This window comes from Bacillus sp. FSL K6-2865 (assembly GCF_040311405.1).
GTDB classification, from domain to species: Bacteria; Bacillota; Bacilli; order Bacillales; family Bacillaceae; genus Bacillus; species Bacillus velezensis.
In genome coordinates, this window is the sequence record NZ_CP152036.1 from 2809086 (window position 1) to 2827424 (window position 18339).

Here is an 18339-nt window from a genome sequence, read left to right on the forward strand (position 1 = left end):
CTTTTTTTATATCGAGTAGGATTGATATGTTCCCAGAAGCTTGACCCGGCAGCCGAGGGCTTCCATCTCTTGAACGGCACCGGGAATGAGAACCTGATCCATCGCCTGTTCAATATCAATAATAAAGAAATAGTTGCCGAGACCCGTTTTTGTCGGGCGCGATTCGATCTTTGATAAATTCAGGTTTCTCCATGAAAAAGCGGACAGCACCCTGTGCAGCGCACCTGATTGGTCATCTTGGGGAAGCGTTACCATCATCGTCGTTTTCGGCCGTGAAGACAGTTTCGCATTCACTTCGAATGAGACGTCTTTTTCAGGCGAAAGAATGACAAATCTCGTGTGGTTGTCCTGATAATCCTGAATATCCCGCTTCACGATGCTCAATCCGTATGTAGCGGCGGCCATTTCATTTGCAATCACGCCGATCGGAAGGTCCGAATGCTCACTGACATACTTGGCAGCCGCACCTGTTGACTTCGCATACTCATAAGGAACGGACGAAAAATGCCGGTGAAGAAATTTGTGGCATTGCGCAATCGCATGGGAATGAGAATAAATTTTCTCAAGCTTTTTCCACTCATTTTCTCTCGAAGGGTGAACGAGCAGATGCTGGTGAATCGGCAGCGTCATTTCCCCCACGATCGCAAGAGGCTGCTCATGAATCAAATAGTCAATCGTTAAGTTAACCGAGCCTTCCAGCGCGTTTTCCAAAGGAACAAATGCAAGATCAACTTCTCCCGCAACCGCCGCATCCATGCATGCCGGTATTGTTTGATAAGGTGCTTGTGTCACGCTGTTTTGAAAGCAGGAACTGACTGCTAGATGTGTAAATGTGGCTTCTGGCCCTAAATAACCGACTTTCATGTCTCTTCTCTCCTTACGCGCCTGACCCTAAGATCTCAACTTTTTCTATAAAATCAAATTTTCTCAGTTTATTCATTAACGTATGAATGTTTTCTTCCATTGCGGACGTACTGATTGAGAGCGTGACATTCGCCCTGCCCTGAAGCGGAATCGTCTGGTGAATGGAAAGCACGTTGCTTCCTGAGTCAGCCACCGCCTGCAATAGCTGGGATAACGCGCCTGACCGATCCTCCAAATGAAAGAAAAGTGTGATTATTTGTTCTTTAACCATCGTGTAAAAAGGGAAAACCGCGTCTCGGTATTTGTAAAAAGCGCTTCTGCTTAAATCAACTTTCTGCACGGCATCTGCAACCGATTCAGCCTTTTTTCTGTCGAGCAGCTTTTTGACTTCAAGGGTTTTCCGCATCGCATCAGGCAGAACGTCTTCACGCACTAAATAAAATGTCTCTTCTTTCACCTGCACCCCTCCCTTTTACATCAGAGAGCCTGCATTGCAAGCTCTCCGTTTTTTTAATCAATAAATTCAAATTCAAATTCCAGAAGTCGGATGATATCGCCGTCTTTAGCACCGCGTTCTCTGAGCGCTTCATCAACGCCCATACCGCGCATCTGTCTTGCAAAACGCTTGACGGATTCGTCACGGGAGAAATCAGTCATTTTAAAGAGACGTTCCAGGCTGTCACCTGAAAGCACAAACGCGCCGTCCGGATCACGGGTAATGTTAAATGGAATTTCTTCATCTTCCATCGTGTACATTACGCGGTTTTCCGCCAGTTCTTCTTCATCATACAGCGGGAATTCAGGCGTTGTTTCCAGCTGGTTGGCGACTTCAAACAGAAGATCGCGGAGCCCTTCTCTCGTCACAGCGCTGATCGGAAAGACAGGGTGATCATCCTGAAGCTTTTCTTTAAACGCTTTAAGATTTTCAGCCGCTTCGGGCATGTCCATTTTATTCGCAACGATAATTTGCGGACGCTCCGTCAGCCGCAGATTATATTCACTGAGCTCCTGATTAATGGTGACATAATCCTCATACGGATCACGGCCTTCCATCGCTGACATGTCAATGACGTGAACGATGACGCGCGTCCGTTCGATATGGCGGAGAAATTGGTGGCCTAAGCCGACTCCTTCGTGCGCTCCTTCAATCAGGCCGGGCAGATCCGCCATGACGAAGCTTCTTCCGTCATCCGTTTCCACCATGCCCAGATTCGGAACAAGCGTTGTAAAATGATAATCGGCGATTTTCGGCTTTGCCGATGAAACGACAGACAGAAGCGTAGATTTTCCGACGCTCGGGAAGCCGACGAGGCCTACGTCTGCAAGCACTTTCAGTTCAAGCACGATATAGCGCTCTTTTCCGGGCTCTCCGTGCTCTGACAGCTGCGGTGCCGGGTTGGCCGGTGTCGCAAAGCGGGTATTTCCGCGTCCGCCGCGTCCGCCTTTTGCGATGACGGCGCGCTGCCCGTGCTCTGTCAGATCGGCAATGACCTGTTTTGTATCGTCATCCGTTACGACTGTGCCGGGCGGAACTTTAACAACCATATCGTCCGCATTTCTGCCGTGCTGGTTTTTAGACATGCCGTGCTCGCCGCGTATCGCTTTGAAATGCCGCTGGTACCGGAAGTCCATGAGCGTGCGCAGTCCTTCATCAACCTCAAAAACGACGTCGCCTCCATTACCTCCGTCACCGCCGGCAGGCCCGCCTTTCGGCACATATTTTTCACGGCGGAACGCAACCATTCCGTTACCGCCGTCGCCGCCTTTTACATATACTTTCACCTGATCTACAAACATAATATCCTCCGTTCTAAACCGTAAAAAACCGCTAGTTCATTCCAATTTCGGCCACACATTCATGGCCGGTCAGCTCAAATTGCATGACATCAAAGTCCTCATGCCGGGATTTGCGAAATTCATCAAACACATCTGCATTTGCAATCGTTCCATGAAAATCGAGATATACAATAAGCTGTCTGTCAGGGTGATCCGTCTGCAGCGATACGGTCAGATGATTTTCACTTTCATTGTTTACCGCCAGACCGAACAGATGAAACAGTTTTCTCATCAGGTTCGACAGCTTTTGATCATATGCCGATAAATCTTTAATTTCTCCGAGCACTTCGTATTCGAGCCTCATATAACGGGACTTCCAATTAAATGTAAGAAAGTCAAACGCCAAGTGCGGGGTTTTCAGGTTTGAGAGCTTTGATTCGTGCTTTGCATCTATGACCATTTCGTCAATAATTTCAACGACCCTGTCATACTTCTGCAAACTTAAGTTTCCTTTTATCAGCTGCAGCTTATTCATCCAATCATGACGGAAATGGCCCATTAAGTGGATCAGCTCATTGATCAGAGCCGCATCGCTTACAGGTTCTTCTTGTTTCTTCGATACATCCTTCATTTTCGCACTCCCAATCGTTTAATTTCTTTTTAGGAGTCTTGATAAGTGTGTACTATGAATTATAACAGAGAAGGCTTTGTTAAAAAAACACTTGTTTTTCCTGGTTCATCATGTTCCTTTTTCGGATCGCATACAATGCGGATGCCAGGCAGAAACATTTTTGGTATCACTGCTTGGGGAACATATCCAGTGGGTATGGGAAGCTGATGTCCTCATTCAAGGCGGGGTTCACTCACGCATCCTCTGCTTTTCATTCTTGATGTTACTCCGCTTACTGCAAAAAAAACTCCAGTCAACGACCGGAGTTTTTTGTGTCATTATTGAGCTACAGGATATACGCTCACTTTTTTGCGGTCACGGCCGAAACGTTCGAATTTAACAGTTCCGTCGATTTTAGCAAAAAGAGTGTCATCTCCTCCGCGGCCCACGTTTTCACCTGGGTAGATTTTCGTTCCGCGTTGACGGTAAAGGATAGATCCGCCTGTTACGAATTGACCGTCTGCACGTTTAGCGCCTAAACGTTTAGATTCAGAGTCACGTCCGTTCTTTGTAGAACCTACACCTTTTTTAGAAGCGAAAAACTGAAGATCTAATCTAAGCATGTAACTCACCTCCTATATTTGGTTTGCAGTCAACCGTAAGTGTTCACTGTAATCCCGCTCGATCGTTTCAAGAGAAACAATCATGCCTTCAATCAGCAACTGCGCTTTTTCCAAAGCTTCCTGATCAGCGGCTTCAGGGAATTCAAAGTAGAAATAACCCCCGTCCTCGCCTATATCAAGAATCGGTTCGAGAGGAGCCAGCGCGATAACCGCATTGACCGCTCCGAAAACGACAGCCGTGACCCCGGCGCATACGAGATCTCGTCCATGTTCAGCAAAATCGGCATGTCCCGTCATTTCAAAGGACAATATGCCCCCGTCATTCCGGGATCTTCGAATTGTTGCCTCAATCATGCTTACGCGTTGATTTTTTCGATTGTCAATTTAGTATAAGGCTGACGATGACCTTGTTTTTTATGAACATTTTTCTTTGGCTTGTAACGGAAAACAGTGATTTTTTTCGCACGGCCTTGTTTTTCAACTTTAGCTGTAACTGTCGCGCCTGCAACTGTTGGGTTGCCGACTTTCACGCTGTCTCCGCCAACAAACAATACGTCTTCAAACGTCACTGTTTCACCTGCTTCAGCAGCAAGTTTTTCGATGTAAACAGTTTGACCTTCTTCAACTTTGATTTGTTTTCCGCCTGTTTTAATGATTGCGTACATTCTCTGCACCTCCTATTAGACTAAGACTCGCCAGCAACAGGGGGCTTTAAAGCTCTTATCACCTGTCCCGAGCGGTTGTAGCATTGGTGCTACATCCATAACATTAAAAAATATATCAGAACCAAAAGGATATGTCAATCTATTTCTAGTAAGGCAGCAGCAGGTCTTCCATAGAGGAATCTGTCCGTTTATCGGCAAAATACGCATGAAGCACTTCATTTTCATCGAGCTGGCTGAGCTTTTCTCCGGCTTTTTCAACGATAATGGGGTGCTTGCATCCCCGTTTGAATTCGGCCATGACATGCTTTACTTTGGCATCGGCCGCGACCGTCAAAGGATGTAGCATGGCGACATCGCGGTTTTTGCCGTAGTATCTCTCCAAAAGAAACCTCAGCTGAATATAATGCCGCTTCCGGTATTCATCCCATAAAGAAGCGGCGAGAAAGACGAACAGCACCCATGCGCTGACCTGAAGGGGGACGGCCAGCACAATCCAGCAGCAGAGCAAAAGCGCGGAAACGGCTGATGTCTGCAGGCTGAGGAGATGCGCTTTTTGAAAAGCCATTTGTTTAGAGAAGTATAAAAACACGAACTTTCCGCCGTCAAGCGGCCAGATCGGCAAAAGATTGATGAAAAGAATGGAGAGATTATAAAAGGTAAACATCTCAAATGTCTGCTCACTTGCAAAGCCTGACATGAAAAAGAGCCAGGCTGCCGCCTGAAGCCACACATGCTGAAGCGGGCCCGCTAGGATGACCGCAAATTCCTCTTTAAGCGGCCGGTTTCCGTGCTCCTCCACCTCAACCGTCCCGCCGAAAGGGAGCAGAAAGATGCGTTTAATGCGCCACGAAAAAAACACAGCCAGAGCAGCATGCCCCAGCTCATGAACGGATACGACCAGCAAAAGACACAGCAGCGCTTTGATGTGCCCCGTCATAAGACCAAGCCCCATGATAATCCAAAGAAAAGGATGGACATGAATTTTAAAAAGGAGGATGAGCCATTTATTCATCAAATGTGATCACCTGGATCGGATCTATGAATTTATCGCCATCCTGGATCGCGAAATAGTACTGGCCTTTACTTTTATCGTTAAGCTTGATCGAACCGATCTTTTTCCCTTTATCGACAAAGTCGTACAATGAAACATTAACATCTTTTAGCCGGCCGTAAATGCTGCTGGTATTGTCGGCGTGCTGCACCTTCACCGTCAGTCCTGTTTTTTTATCTTTGCTCACTTCCATAATGTAGCCTTCTTTTACGCTGTCAATGGCTTCGCTGGCGGTTTCGACGACGACGCCTTCTCCGTTATTTTGAAAGTCCTGCTGGATTTTCCCCGCGGCAGGAACGGCCATATCCTGACTGACCGCCACCTGACCGTCCTTCTTTTTCGTTCCCGGGGTAAGAAAAGCGAGCGGGTTTCCGAAGGAAGATACGAACCAATTGCTTACGGCAGCAAACTGAAATTCTTTTTGAAAGGTTTGTGCGATCGCCGGTTTGATCTGACTCAGCGGCTGTTTGTCAGTTTTATAGGCAATAGCAGAGATCAGTACGAGACAGGCGGCCAGCAGGCATTTTAAAATAATAGAATGAGCGCTGATCAATGGGTGCCGTCCGTTAAATTCGGGCGGGTGTTCCGTTTGATATTCGTAGTCCGGTAGAAGCTTGTGCTTTTCCTGCTCCTTGACCGTCTGCCACGCGGGAAAATTCTGCGTTTGGGCGTTTTGAACGAAAGTCCGTTTTGATTCAGGCCGCTGTTTTCTTCTTTTGGCCAGTCTTTTTCTAATTTCATCAGCTCTGTGACTCATCGCCATCATCCTTTGCAATCGTTGGGTTTGTACATCCTATGTCTTGTCCATTGCAAATATGCGCTCTTGAAAAACAAAAAAGACCTGATAAGCTGGGCTTCATCAGATCTTTGTATTCTGGTATATATTATGAACGCACGCCGAAAAATGACTTGATTTTCGCCATCATCCCTTTTTGCTGCTCTTCAAGCACCTGCAAAGGAACGGATTCTCCTAAAATGCGCCGGGCGATATTGCGGTACGCAATGCTGGCGCGGTTTTTGGAATTCATGGCAATCGGTTCGCCGATATTTGAAGCCCTGATCACTTCATCATCGTCAGCAACGATTCCGAGGAGATCAATAGAGAGATGATGAACAACTTCATCCACATCCATCGTGTCACCGTTTTTCATCAGGTGATTTCTGATGCGGTTCACGATAAGGCGCGGCGGTTCGATATCTTCCTGCTCCAAAAGTCCGATAATGCGGTCAGCGTCCCGCACCGCTGATATTTCCGGCGTCGTCACAACAATCGCCTTATCAGCTCCGGAGACGGCATTTTTATAGCCTTGTTCAATTCCGGCCGGACAATCAATAATGACATAATCAAATTCCTGCTTAAGCTCCTGCACAAGCGATTTGATCTGCTCAGGGACAACAGCCGTCTTGTCGCTTGTCTGGGCAGCCGGCATTAAATGAAGCAGATCATCAAAACGTTTGTCTTTGACAAGCGCCTGATGCGTCTTGCATCTGCCTTCAATTACATCTACTAAGTCGTAAATAATTCTGTTTTCAAGACCCATTACGACATCAAGGTTGCGCAGTCCGATATCTGTGTCTACCAAACAGACGCGCTTCCCTAAAATGGCTAAGGCGGTACCGAGGTTTGCAGATGTTGTTGTTTTACCTACTCCGCCTTTTCCCGAAGTTATTACGATAGCCTCACCCAATTTCACATTCCTCCCTCAAGCCTTGTTAGATCAGGTCTTAAATGAGCCAATTGCTGAAGGCGTTCAATGACCATATTTCCGTCAGTATCTAAATAAGCACATTCCATGTCGTTCCCTTTTTGAATGTGGTCTGGGGAGCGATTTAACACGTGATTGATCCTCAATTGTGTCGGCATCATTTCTGATGCGGCGATCACAGCCCGGTTATTTCCGTTATAACCCGCGTGGGCAATCCCTTTTAATGAACCGAGAACAAATATATTTCCTCCGGCTCTGATCGTACCGCCGGGATTCACATCTCCGATTAAAAGCAAATCTCCCGTCACGTGAAGCACCTGGCCCGAACGGACGATTTTGGAAACAGAAACAATTTCCTGCTCCTCTTTCATCCGCTGCGCTTCTTCTTTGGCAATGACTTCACTGTCAATTGAATGCACGACTAAATCTTTCTTTGACGCGATCAGATCAGTCAGCTGCTCTGCCTGTTCCTGATACAGATACCGATGCCCGAGTTTAATATGAACACTGATTTTTTGGCCTTTGCCATCAGTATATTGTTCAATCGACAGCATGTTTTGAAGACCATCGAGAAGCTCATCAAAAGAACACGCATCATCCAGATGCAATGTTAAGCCGTTTTTTGTTCCTTTTATTGTTACATATTGCTGCTTTTTGGTCTTCATCAATGTTCACCTCAACAACATACTCTTTTCGTCAAAAAAAGATAAAATCCTTTTTACTCATCTCTTAATTCTTTCTTCAGACTTATATAAAACAGCCTGAAGGGCAGGACTAATATAACGGCTCCCGCAATATTCAGCAAAGCGGTCGGCAAGAACCGCTGAATGACAAAATCGTTAAACGTCATAGTGCCGCTGCGGATTAACGTCTGAATGCCGTAGACGTAAAATTCAAGCACACATACGCTCAGCACTGCAACCAGAATGACCATCAGGGCGTTTGTCTGCAGCACTTTAAACGCTTTGGCCGCCAGATAGCATAAACCGGCAAAACCAAACATATAAACGCCTAAAACACCCGTATAATTGATGTCATAAAGAAATCCGAAAATCAAACCGTAGATCACCGCATGCTTTTGGTTGATATAAGCGGACATAAAAATCAGCGCAAGCAAAAGAAAATGCGGAACGACCTGCTGCTCGACGGAAACGAAAGGAAAACGCACCAGATCCGTATAGATGCTTTCCGCACAAAAGACCAAAATCATAATCAAAGGGAGAAGGAAACGTTTCACGATCCTTCCTCCCCTGTTGCTACGCTTCGGTTCACGACGATGACATGGTCAAGATCGTACAGGTCGGCAGCCGGTTTCACGTAAGCGATTTTCGTCAGGCCGTAAGCATCTGATTCTACATCGGTCACTTCCCCGACCGTCAGCCCTTGAGGAAATACACCGCCCGTTCCGGATGTCTCCACGAGGTCGCCTTTTTTCACTTCACGTTTTTCATCCGGCTCAAGGATGGTCATTTTCAGAGTCTGTTTCTTTTTATCATACCCTTCAATTAAACCGTAGCCTTTGCTTCCCTTTTTGCCGGAGATTTTGGTGGCCACTCTGTTATTGCGGTCAACATCGCTCAGCAGCTGAACGGCGGATGTGAAACTGTTGAGTCCGCTGCTTTTGATCTTCCCGACCAGCGCACCCTTTTCGTTCGTGACAGCCATGTCTTTGGCCACTTTCTGCTTCGTTCCCTTATTGATCATGATCTGCTTGTACCATTGATCAGGGTTTCTGGCGATAACGGTCGCTAAAATCGGATCATAGTCGGAAATTGATTTGACATGTCCGAGTTCATCACGCAGCTTCTTGTTTTCATCTTTGAGTTCTTGGAGCTTCGCTTCATATTGTGTCTGTCCGTCCAGCTTTTGTCTTAAGCGTTCGTTTTCCTTGTACGTGTTTTTCAGGTCTTTTATGTCCCCGAAGAACCCTGCAAAATATTCGGCAGGCGTGTGAAAAATGTTTTGAAATACTCCCGTCGTATCACCGATCAGCTTTTCAGGCCAGGTGGTATTACGGCCGTTCTTCAGCGAGAATCCAATCATAGCCACCAATATGATAATACACAGAAGTAATAGCATTAACCGTTTGTTCGGCATCGTGATACACCTCTTCTATTTAACTCCTGATTATCTTGTTTTTCCTTTGAAAAGATGGATGTGCTCCAGTGCTTTTCCAGTGCCGATCGCAACACAATCCAGCGGATCTTCAGCGATAAGAACAGGCATTTTCGTTTCGTCGCTGATGACTTTGTCGAGATTGCGGAGCAGGGCGCCTCCCCCTGTTAATACAATACCTCTGTCCATAATATCAGCGGCCAGCTCAGGCGGTGTTTTTTCAAGCGTGCTCTTCACCGCGTCAACGATTGAGAGAACTGTATCACGCAGTGCATTTGCAATTTCCGTTCCCGTGATTTCGATCGTTTTCGGCAGACCTGTCAGAAGATCGCGGCCGCGGATTTCCATTGACGCATTTTCTTCACCGGTTTCTGCTGAACCGATTTCCATTTTAATAGCTTCCGCCGTACGGTCACCGATCATCAGATTATATGTTTTTCTGATATAGCTGATGATTGAGTCGTCCATTTCGTCACCGGCTACGCGGATTGACTGAGACGTGACAATGCCGCCTAAAGAAATGATCGCCACTTCAGTTGTTCCGCCGCCGATATCAACGACCATGCTGCCCGTCGGCTCCCATACCGGAAGATTCGCGCCGATTGCTGCTGCAAACGGTTCTTCAATCGGATAAGCGTCACGTGCGCCCGCTTGTCTTGTCGCGTCGATGACCGCCCGTTCTTCAACGGCCGTAATACCTGACGGCACACACACCATAACGTAAGGCTTTCTCGCAAACAATCCTTTATTTTTCACAGCCTGATTAATGTAGTATTTCATCATTGTCGCAGTTGTTTCATAGTCAGCGATAACGCCGTCTTTCATCGGACGGAGCGCAACCACGTTGCCCGGAGTTCTTCCGATCATGTTTTTCGCATCGTTACCGACCGCAACGATTGACTTCGTATCCGTTTGCAGAGCAACGACAGACGGCTCTCTCACTACGATTCCTTTACCCTTAACAAACACAAGCGTATTCGCGGTTCCCAAATCTATACCAAGGTCTCTTGTACCAATTCCGAACATATGTATGTATCTTCCTTTCTTAAAGCAAAAATACCCTAAAGGGAAAAACTCATAAAATCTATTATATCTTAAATCAACGAAAAAAAAAGTGTTACAAATATCCTTTTTCCTTTAAACTCACAAATTTTTTGTCACCAATGACCAAATGATCCAGCAGCTCGATGCCGATTAAATTTCCGCACTCAAAAAGCCGCCTGGTTACCTCTATATCTTCCCTGCTCGGTGTAGGATCTCCTGAAGGATGATTGTGAACGCAAATGAAGGACGCGGCGGATCGTTTGAAAGCTTCTTTAAACACCTCCCGCGGGTGGACAATAGATGAATTCAGACTTCCGATAAAAACGGTGCGTTTATGAATGACTTGATTTTTGGTATTTAAATATAAACAGACAAAATGCTCCTGGGATAAAAAGCGCATATCCTCCATCACATACTTCGCCCCGTCTTCCGGAGAGCGGATGACGCAATGCTCCCCGGCGGATGTCTTATGAATGCGGCTCCCCAGCTCAATTGCGGCAAGAATCTGAACGGCTTTCACCGTGCCGATTCCCGGAATGCTGGAAAGCTCCTGGGCAGAGGCGCCTTTTAACAGTCGCAGCCCGTCAAACGTCCGCAGCAGCCGGTGAGCGAGGTTCATGACGGACTCATGTTTCGTTCCCGTCCGCAGCAGGATGGCGAGCAATTCATTGTTAGAGAGATGTTCGGCTCCGAAGTGCAGAAGCCGCTCTCTCGGTTTTTCTTTTTCGGGGAAATCTCTTAATTTTAACGGCAGATCACGGATGATCAACCCCTCCTTGTTCCCCTTCCCGGTTTGAACATCAAGCTTTTATATTAAATTCTTTCAAGGCTCTCATTGTTTTAGCGACAGGAAGCCCGACGACAGAATAAAAATCACCGTCTATTTTTTTCACTAAAAGCGCGCCTTTTCCTTGGATGCCGTATGCACCTGCTTTATCCATCGGTTCTTTTGTTTCAATGTAGAGCTGTATGTTGTCTTCACTGAGCGGCCAAAACGTCACTTCCGTCGTGTCACAGAACGTTTCTTTCCGGTCATGCGTCTGAATGCTGACCGCCGTAATGACTTGATGGCTTCGGCCGGAAAGCCTCCGCAGCATGTGTGCCGCTTCTTCCCTGTCACGCGGTTTGCCGAGGCATTCGCCGTCTATGCACACCATCGTGTCAGCCCCGATAACGACTGCATCGGGATTTTCGGCCAATACAGCTCCGGCTTTTTGCTCGGCCAAACATTGGACGTTTTCTTCCGGCGAAAGGTTTCGATTTAATTTTTCTTCTGTGCGGCTTGCAATAATGCTGTAAGGAATCTGAAGAAGATTAAGGAGTTCTTTTCTTCGCGGAGATTGTGATGCGAGTATTAAGCGTTTTGTCATGATTGTCATCCTTTCAGGGTTTGCTTAAGAAAAAAAGATACTTGTCTATCCTACCAAATCAAACGGGCAACCACAATTTCAGAAAAATAACTTTTTGATGACAAAATAAAAAATCCCGCCGGATGACGGGAAATGAGATACTATTTTACAACACTTAAAAGCTCTTTTTGGGCTTTCCAGCCGGATTCCGAACCCGGCGTTTCCAGTTCTTTCAGCGCTTGAAGCACGGCCTCTTTCTGCTTTTTGTCAGCGGCGTCTGCACCGTCTGCCGCTTTTGCCGCTTCAGCCACTTCCGTTTTTGAAAGATCTTTGCCGGTAATCGCTTTGGCGGAGAGCTCAGATGCTTGTTTAAAAGAGTCTTCCAGTCCTGAATCGACCGCAAAGCTGAGCTCTTTTCCGCCCCAAGCCTCAAAATCATGGTCTATCAGTGTCTGACCCAATTGCTGTGATAGGCTTTTTTCCGCTGCAAGCCCGGCGATCACGTATGTGTATCCGTCTTCTTTAGCCAGAGAGACGGCCGAGTATCCTTTTTCAGTCAGCTGGTCAACAAGGGTTTGCGCTCCTTTTTCTGATGAAAATTTTCCGGCCTGCACCGCATATGTTTTATAGTTTCCCTCTGAAGATTCCGCATCTCCTGTGCCGGCTGTTTCAGATTTGTCTTTAGAAACATCTCCCGCTTTCGCCGTCTGCCCTTGTGAACCTTTGTCAGCTGATGCCGGAGCGGAGGCTTCTTTACTTCCCGACATATTTAAGGCGACAAGGCCGAGCCCGGTGCCTAAAACAGCCGCAACGGCAATTGTCGTGACCGCTTTTTTAACTGGAGAAGACGGCTGCTTTTTTTTCGGAAAATGAGGGCCGTTTTTTTTCTTCTGGTATGGCGGAACGACTTTCGGGTCATCTTCAAATACCTCAGAATTCTTCTCATGATCCCAATTGAAATCTTCTTCTTTCGGATCTTCATGGGATGCGGCGGTCTCCTGCTCCGCCTTTTTTGTTTCTTCCCAATTTGAAAATGTGACGGTTTTCTCCCCGCCTGCTTTCACATCTTCTTGTCCATACATCGTTTCTTCTTGTCCGTTAATGGTTACTTTAAGGGCATTGTTTTTTGCGTTGCTGTGCTTTTTGCTCTTCCTTTTTTTCAACGTCTCTTCCCCCTTGCATTCGTCTTGGCCGTACCTTGAACTGATCATGGTTCACACTTTAGCATAGGCGAAAAAAAAAAGAACAAGACTTTTGTCGTCTTGTCCAAAAAACGTTCGCCAAATTTTTCAAGCCCCGCCTGAAGCGAGCTTGATGTAAAACGAAAACAGCTCTTCACCGTATAAATAACTCAAAGCGCTCCCGGCTGAGATGGCCGGCGCAAACGGAAATGGCTGCTTTTTACCAAGCCTGCCCCGGGCTGCGGCGCACATACCGTATACGGCTCCGATCATAACGGAAAGAAAGAATGCAATGAGCACGAGCTTCACGCCGAGCGTCAGGCCGATCACCCCAAACAGTTTCACATCACCTGCGCCGATGCCTCCTTTACTGACAAACATGATAAAAACAAGCAGAAAAAATCCGCAAACGGCTCCGGCAAACCCTGCATACCATGAATCCAGCGGAGAAAACATACGGCCGGCGATGAAAAGCGGAAGAAAAAACAGCAGAACCTTGTCAGGAATCAGCATATATTGCAGATCCGTCATAGTAACAATCATGAGCAGAGACAGAAATAACAGCGCGACTAACAGTTCTTTTGAGAAACCGAAATGAATGCCTGCAGCCGTGAATAAACACGCCGTCCAGCATTCCGCCGCCGGATACATAACCGACAGCTTCGCACGGCAGTTTCTGCATCTGCCTCTTTGCAGAATATAGGAAACGACGGGCACAAGCTCCCCCCAAGAGAGCGGCAACCGGCAAAACGAACAGGCTGAACGCGGCGAAATAACCGAAATTCGCAGCGGGATACGGCACGCTGCTGTATAAAAAAAAGAACCGAAAATCAAGCCGAGAAAAAACAGAATCAAAAGCACTCAGACCACACCTTTACTATCAATCTGGCTCAGATTATAGCAAAGAAAAACACCATGACTGAAATGGCTGAAAATATATTTTCAGCATAAAAACACCCGGCAAAACCGTAAAATGGTCTGCCGGGCATCCGAGGGGCTGTCAGATAAGCCGCTTTCTCATTTCTGAAATAAAATATAAGGAGCCGGTAATGATGATGACATCATCCGCCCCGTCTTTTTGTTCTATCCATTCTTTCACACTGTCCGGGTTCTCATCGAAGCTCTTATCCGCTAGACTGCTTGCGTTATAAAGGGCTTCGGCGCTTGAAGCACGCGGAAAGTCAAATGATACAAAGTGAATGGAGTCTGCTTCGGCTTCAAGCTTTTTAATCATTTCCTGATACGGTTTGTCTTTTAATGCGCTGAATACGACATGGACGTTTTTACCGGCAAAGCGCTGCCGGATCGTTTCTGTCAGCGTTTCAACGCCCTCTTCGTTATGCGCGCCGTCCGCAAACACTAAAGGGCGGCTTTGAAGACGTTCAAACCGGCCCGGCCACGATGCTTTTTTCAGGCCGTTTCGCATCGCTTCTTCAGAAATGGCTGCGGCTTCCAGGCGATTCAGCCATTCAGCGGCCAATATCGCCAATGCCGCATTCTGCCTTTGGTGAATGCCGATCAGCGACGTTTGAATGTTTTCATAGCATTTCGTTTCCGTTTCCAGCGAAAAGCTTTCACCGGACGGAAGCGCCGCTTCATTAAACAGTCTGCACGTTTTATATAGTGACTGATACGGAGCCTGCTTTTTTTCGGCTTCCGCTTCAATGACGCCGAGTGCTTCCGGCTGATTGACGCCCGTAATGACCGGAATGGAATTTTTAATGATACCGGCTTTCTGCCCGGCGATCTCCTCGATGGTATTTCCTAAAATCGCCATATGGTCATGTCCGATACTTGTAATGACCGACAGGAGCGGATTCACAATATTGGTTGAATCAAATGTGCCGCCGAGCCCCGCTTCAAAAATGACAAAATCGATATCAGCCCGCTTCGCAAAATATAAAAATGCACACGCTGTAATGATTTCAAATTCTGTCACCGTTCCGGCATCGGTCTTATCAAGCTCATCGACTATCGGTTTTATGTCATTAACGAGCGTTCTCCATTCCTCATCAGAAATCGGCGTGCCGTTGACGCTGATACGCTCATTAAACGTAATAATGTAAGGCGATGTGAACGTGCCGACCGTATAACCGGCTTCTTGAAGCACGGAACGGATAAAAGCGACGGTCGATCCTTTGCCGTTTGTGCCCGCCACATGAATGGCGCGAATGTTCTTTTCCGGGTGTTCCAGTTTTTCCATCAGCTTTTCCATACGGAGAAGGCCCGGCTTAACGCCGAACTTGAGTCTGCCGTGAATCCAGCTGATCGCTTCTTTGTACGTATTAAACAATGAAATCCCCTCTTTTATACGACAAGGCGGTTTCTTAGGAAACCGCCCCGCTGTTTTATCAGCCTTTCAGCTCTGCAATCCGCTGCCGGACAGCTTCGCGTTTTGCCGTGTAGTCTTTCTCTTTTCCGCGTTCTTCTTCAATGACATGCTCAGGAGCTTTTTTAATGAATCCTTCGTTGCCGAGTTTTTTCTGAACGCGTTCGACCTCTTTTGTCAGCTTGTCGAATTCTTTTTGCAGACGGGCGATCTCCTCATCAATGTTTATCAGCCCTTCAAGCGGCAGAATGACTTCCGCTCCGGTGACGACCGCTGTCATCGCTTTGTCTGCCGCAGTGATATCCGTCCCGATTTTCAGCGTGCTCGGATTCGTAAAGCGTTCAACGTAAGAACGGTTCTTCTCAAGGCGGCCGGCAATGTCTTCGGTAGCTGTTTTAATGTAAAGCTCAACCTGCTTGCTCATCGGCGTGTTGACTTCGCTCCGGATATTGCGGACAGAACGGATTAATTCAACGAGCAGTTTCATATCCGCCGCTGCCTCTTTATCCGTATGTTCCGGCACCGGAACCGGCCAAGAGCTGATCGTGATTGACTCGCCTTCATGAGGAAGGTGCTGCCAGATTTCTTCCGTTAAGAATGGCATAAACGGGTGAAGAAGACGCATCGTCTGGTCAAGCACGTATGCCAGAACAGAACGGGTTGTTTTCTTCGCCGCTTCATCTTCCCCGTACAGCGGAAGCTTTGCCATTTCGATATACCAGTCGCACACATCGTCCCAGATAAAGTTGTACAGGTGGCGTCCGACTTCGCCGAATTCATAACGATCCGCAAGCTGGGTTACGTCTTCTATCGTTTCATTCAGTCTTGTGAGGATCCACTTATCAGCAACTGATTTTTCACCGGACAGATCAAGCTCGTCATACGTCATGCCGTCCATGTTCATTAATGCAAAACGGGAGGCGTTCCAAATTTTATTTGCGAAATTCCATGTGGATTCCACTTTTTCATAGCTGAAACGGAGATCCTGTCCCGGTGAACTTCCGGTTGCCAGGAAATAGCGCAGGGAATCCGCTCCGTACTTGTCGATGACATCCATCGGGTCCACGCCGTTCCCAAGGGATTTACTCATTTTTCTGCCCTGCTCGTCACGGATTAAGCCGTGAATCAGCACGTCTTTGAACGGACGCTCGCCGGTAAACTCAAGACCTTGGAAAATCATCCGGGATACCCAGAAGAAAATGATGTCATATCCCGTTACAAGAACATCGGTTGAGTAATACCGCTTAAAGTCTTCAGCGTTTTCATCAGGCCAGCCCATTGTAGAAAACGGCCAAAGCGCGGAGCTGAACCATGTATCAAGCACGTCTGAATCCTGTTCCCAATTTTCACTGTCCTCAGGCGCCTCAAGGCCGACGTACACTTCTTTTGTTTCTTTATGATACCAAGCCGGGATGCGGTGGCCCCACCACAGCTGACGGGAAATACACCAATCACGGATATTTTCCATCCAGTGCAGGTACGTTTTCTCGAACCGGTCAGGAACGAAGTGAACTTTCTCTTCTTTTGACTGAAGGTCAACCGCAGCATCGGCCAGCGGCTGCATTTTGACAAACCATTGTGTGGACAGGTACGGCTCAACAACGGCGCCGCTTCTCTCACTATGTCCGACAGAATGCATATGGTCTTCGATTTTAAAGAGAACACCGGATTCCTGAAGATCTTTGACGAGTTTTTTGCGGCATTCAAACCGGTCCATGCCGTTATATTGCAGCGCTTTTTCATTCATTGTTCCGTCTTCATTCATGACGAGAATCCGCTCTAAATTGTGGCGGTTTCCGAGTTCAAAGTCATTCGGGTCATGGGCAGGCGTGATTTTAACGGCGCCTGATCCGAATTCCATATCAACATAATCATCGCCGACGATCGGAATTTCGCGGTTTGTAATCGGCAGAATCACCGTTTTGCCGATTAAGTGCTTGTAGCGCTCATCTTCAGGATGAACCGCGACAGCCGTGTCGCCAAGCATCGTTTCCGGACGGGTGGTCGCGATTTCAATTGAGCCTGAACCGTCTGCTAACGGATAGCGCAAATGATAAAACGCGCCCTGTACGTCTTTGTAAATTACTTCAATATCGGATAAAGCCGTTTTTGTGGCAGGGTCCCAGTTGATGATATATTCGCCTCTGTAAATCAAGCCTTTTTTGTACAGCTTGACGAATACTTCCCGCACTGCTTTGTTCAGCCCTTCATCAAGAGTGAAACGTTCGCGCGAATAATCGAGTCCGAGTCCCATCTTGGCCCATTGGCTGCGGATGAAATCAGCATACTCTTCCTTCCACTTCCACGTTTCTTCTAAAAACTTTTCACGGCCGAGATCATAACGGCTTGTGCCCTGTTCGCGGAGTTTCGCTTCGACTTTTGCCTGAGTGGCGATGCCGGCGTGATCCATGCCCGGAAGCCAGAGCACGTCATAGCCCTGCATGCGTTTCATACGCGTAACGATATCTTGCAGCGTCGTATCCCACGCATGTCCGAGGTGCAGCCTGCCCGTCACGTTCGGCGGCGGAATGACGACAGAATACGGCTGTTTCGTTTGATCGCCGCCCGCTTCAAAATATTTTCCTTTCAGCCAAAAATCATAGCGGCCTTTTTCAATCGCAGACGGATCATATTTTGTCGGCATTGTTTGTTCGTTTGTATCCATGATAACCCTCCAGCATGTTTAGAAATGGCTGAGCAACTAAAAAAGAGCCTTCATCCTGATAAAGGACGAAAAGCTCTTTCGCGGTACCACCTTTTTTCATGAACAGATTTGTTCATGCACTTAAACGGATAACGGGTGCGGCCCGAATTTCTCTACTGTATGTTCAAGAAATTATGCTCCCGGGCGACCTTCCAATGAGACGGCATAAGAAGCCTTTCAGCACAGTAGCTTCTCTCTCTTCATGCGTCTTTCTTGTACTCTTCCCGTTCAAAGCAGGTGTATTTATATCAGCTCATGATCTTATTTATTATGTTCTTTATTATAGTAAAAGTGTTTTTGATTCGTCAATCATCTTTTCCAA

20 protein-coding genes and 2 other annotated features are annotated in these 18339 nt (G+C 47.1%); all 20 genes read right to left on the reverse strand.

Annotated elements, in window-relative coordinates; genetic code table 11:
* Window positions 1-6 precede the first annotated feature (6 nt).
* Window positions 7-864: a prephenate dehydratase gene (gene pheA, locus NYE42_RS13830; protein ID WP_003152668.1), complete on the reverse strand. Its 858-nt coding sequence runs from the start codon at window positions 862-864 to the stop codon at window positions 7-9.
* 13 nt (window positions 865-877) lie between these two features.
* Window positions 878-1321 (reverse strand): transcriptional regulator ThrR, encoded by a 444-nt coding sequence (thrR, locus tag NYE42_RS13835; protein WP_007408173.1) that lies wholly within the window; start codon window positions 1319-1321, stop codon window positions 878-880.
* Between the two features lie 53 nt (window positions 1322-1374).
* Window positions 1375-2661 (reverse strand): GTPase ObgE, encoded by a 1287-nt coding sequence (gene obgE, locus NYE42_RS13840; protein ID WP_007408172.1) that lies wholly within the window; start codon window positions 2659-2661, stop codon window positions 1375-1377.
* Between the two features lie 31 nt (window positions 2662-2692).
* Window positions 2693-3271, reverse strand: coding sequence for a sporulation initiation phosphotransferase B (locus tag NYE42_RS13845; protein ID WP_015417923.1), 579 nt, complete (start codon window positions 3269-3271; stop codon window positions 2693-2695).
* A gap of 317 nt (window positions 3272-3588) precedes the next feature.
* A complete protein-coding gene (gene rpmA / locus NYE42_RS13850; RefSeq protein ID WP_003152662.1) occupies window positions 3589-3873 on the reverse strand; it encodes a 50S ribosomal protein L27 in 285 nt (94 codons plus the stop codon).
* Between the two features lie 12 nt (window positions 3874-3885).
* Window positions 3886-4227 carry a ribosomal-processing cysteine protease Prp gene (locus tag NYE42_RS13855; RefSeq protein WP_259424334.1) on the reverse strand — a complete coding sequence of 114 codons (342 nt, stop codon included), beginning with the start codon at window positions 4225-4227 and terminating at the stop codon, window positions 3886-3888.
* A gap of 2 nt (window positions 4228-4229) precedes the next feature.
* Window positions 4230-4538, reverse strand: coding sequence for a 50S ribosomal protein L21 (gene rplU / locus NYE42_RS13860; protein ID WP_003152660.1), 309 nt, complete (start codon window positions 4536-4538; stop codon window positions 4230-4232).
* A gap of 13 nt (window positions 4539-4551) precedes the next feature.
* Window positions 4552-4625, reverse strand: a sequence feature (ribosomal protein L21 leader region).
* A gap of 58 nt (window positions 4626-4683) precedes the next feature.
* Entirely contained in the window at window positions 4684-5550 is an 867-nt protein-coding gene (locus NYE42_RS13865; RefSeq protein ID WP_007408169.1) for a M50 family metallopeptidase, read from the reverse strand.
* Window positions 5543-6346: a M23 family metallopeptidase gene (locus NYE42_RS13870; RefSeq protein ID WP_007408168.1), complete on the reverse strand. Its 804-nt coding sequence runs from the start codon at window positions 6344-6346 to the stop codon at window positions 5543-5545. The genes NYE42_RS13865 and NYE42_RS13870 overlap by 8 nt, the downstream gene beginning before the upstream one ends.
* 127 nt (window positions 6347-6473) lie before the next feature.
* Window positions 6474-7277: a septum site-determining protein MinD gene (minD, locus tag NYE42_RS13875; RefSeq protein WP_016938784.1), complete on the reverse strand. Its 804-nt coding sequence runs from the start codon at window positions 7275-7277 to the stop codon at window positions 6474-6476.
* Window positions 7278-7279: 2 nt separating this feature from the next.
* Window positions 7280-7960, reverse strand: a complete 681-nt coding sequence (gene minC, locus NYE42_RS13880; RefSeq protein ID WP_003152653.1) for a septum site-determining protein MinC — start codon at window positions 7958-7960, stop codon at window positions 7280-7282.
* Window positions 7961-8013: 53 nt separating this feature from the next.
* A complete protein-coding gene (mreD, locus tag NYE42_RS13885; RefSeq protein WP_007408167.1) occupies window positions 8014-8532 on the reverse strand; it encodes a rod shape-determining protein MreD in 519 nt (172 codons plus the stop codon).
* Window positions 8529-9392 carry a rod shape-determining protein MreC gene (gene mreC / locus NYE42_RS13890; RefSeq protein ID WP_007408166.1) on the reverse strand — a complete coding sequence of 288 codons (864 nt, stop codon included), beginning with the start codon at window positions 9390-9392 and terminating at the stop codon, window positions 8529-8531. Before mreC ends, mreD begins: the two co-directional genes overlap by 4 nt.
* Before the next feature lie 30 nt (window positions 9393-9422).
* Window positions 9423-10436 carry a cell shape-determining protein MreB gene (gene mreB / locus NYE42_RS13895; protein WP_003152647.1) on the reverse strand — a complete coding sequence of 338 codons (1014 nt, stop codon included), beginning with the start codon at window positions 10434-10436 and terminating at the stop codon, window positions 9423-9425.
* Between the two features lie 91 nt (window positions 10437-10527).
* Complete coding sequence (gene radC / locus NYE42_RS13900; protein ID WP_007408165.1) at window positions 10528-11223, reverse strand: DNA repair protein RadC; 696 nt, start codon at window positions 11221-11223, stop codon at window positions 10528-10530.
* 31 nt (window positions 11224-11254) lie between these two features.
* Window positions 11255-11824 carry a Maf family protein gene (locus tag NYE42_RS13905; RefSeq protein WP_225045856.1) on the reverse strand — a complete coding sequence of 190 codons (570 nt, stop codon included), beginning with the start codon at window positions 11822-11824 and terminating at the stop codon, window positions 11255-11257.
* 140 nt (window positions 11825-11964) lie between these two features.
* Window positions 11965-12966, reverse strand: a complete 1002-nt coding sequence (locus tag NYE42_RS13910) for an SPOR domain-containing protein (RefSeq protein WP_352426530.1) — start codon at window positions 12964-12966, stop codon at window positions 11965-11967.
* A gap of 126 nt (window positions 12967-13092) precedes the next feature.
* Window positions 13093-13845 (reverse strand): A24 family peptidase, encoded by a 753-nt coding sequence (locus NYE42_RS13915; RefSeq protein ID WP_012118107.1) that lies wholly within the window; start codon window positions 13843-13845, stop codon window positions 13093-13095.
* 139 nt (window positions 13846-13984) lie between these two features.
* Complete coding sequence (locus tag NYE42_RS13920) at window positions 13985-15277, reverse strand: folylpolyglutamate synthase/dihydrofolate synthase family protein (protein ID WP_095352883.1); 1293 nt, start codon at window positions 15275-15277, stop codon at window positions 13985-13987.
* Between the two features lie 58 nt (window positions 15278-15335).
* Window positions 15336-17978, reverse strand: a complete 2643-nt coding sequence (locus NYE42_RS13925) for a valine--tRNA ligase (RefSeq protein ID WP_020956152.1) — start codon at window positions 17976-17978, stop codon at window positions 15336-15338.
* A 58-nt stretch (window positions 17979-18036) separates the two neighbouring features.
* Window positions 18037-18258, reverse strand: a binding site (T-box leader).
* Window positions 18259-18339: the final 81 nt, after the last annotated feature.

Bases quoted from the DNA above. Each gene is read 5' to 3' on its own strand.
- NYE42_RS13925 (WP_020956152.1), bottom strand. From the start codon at position 17,978: ATGGATACAAACGAACAAACAATGCCGACAAAATATGATCCGTCTGCG.
- rplU (WP_003152660.1), bottom strand. From the start codon at position 4,538: ATGTACGCAATCATTAAAACAGGCGGAAAACAAATCAAAGTTGAAGAA.
- obgE (WP_007408172.1), bottom strand. From the start codon at position 2,661: ATGTTTGTAGATCAGGTGAAAGTATATGTAAAAGGCGGCGACGGCGGT.
- NYE42_RS13905 (WP_225045856.1), bottom strand. From the start codon at position 11,824: ATGACAAAACGCTTAATACTCGCATCACAATCTCCGCGAAGAAAAGAA.
- rpmA (WP_003152662.1), bottom strand. From the start codon at position 3,873: ATGCTTAGATTAGATCTTCAGTTTTTCGCTTCTAAAAAAGGTGTAGGT.
- NYE42_RS13865 (WP_007408169.1), bottom strand. From the start codon at position 5,550: ATGAATAAATGGCTCATCCTCCTTTTTAAAATTCATGTCCATCCTTTT.
- NYE42_RS13845 (WP_015417923.1), bottom strand. From the start codon at position 3,271: ATGAAGGATGTATCGAAGAAACAAGAAGAACCTGTAAGCGATGCGGCT.
- NYE42_RS13855 (WP_259424334.1), bottom strand. From the start codon at position 4,227: ATGATTGAGGCAACAATTCGAAGATCCCGGAATGACGGGGGCATATTG.
- minC (WP_003152653.1), bottom strand. From the start codon at position 7,960: ATGAAGACCAAAAAGCAGCAATATGTAACAATAAAAGGAACAAAAAAC.
- pheA (WP_003152668.1), bottom strand. From the start codon at position 864: ATGAAAGTCGGTTATTTAGGGCCAGAAGCCACATTTACACATCTAGCA.
- mreB (WP_003152647.1), bottom strand. From the start codon at position 10,436: ATGTTCGGAATTGGTACAAGAGACCTTGGTATAGATTTGGGAACCGCG.
- NYE42_RS13870 (WP_007408168.1), bottom strand. From the start codon at position 6,346: ATGAGTCACAGAGCTGATGAAATTAGAAAAAGACTGGCCAAAAGAAGA.
- mreC (WP_007408166.1), bottom strand. From the start codon at position 9,392: ATGCCGAACAAACGGTTAATGCTATTACTTCTGTGTATTATCATATTG.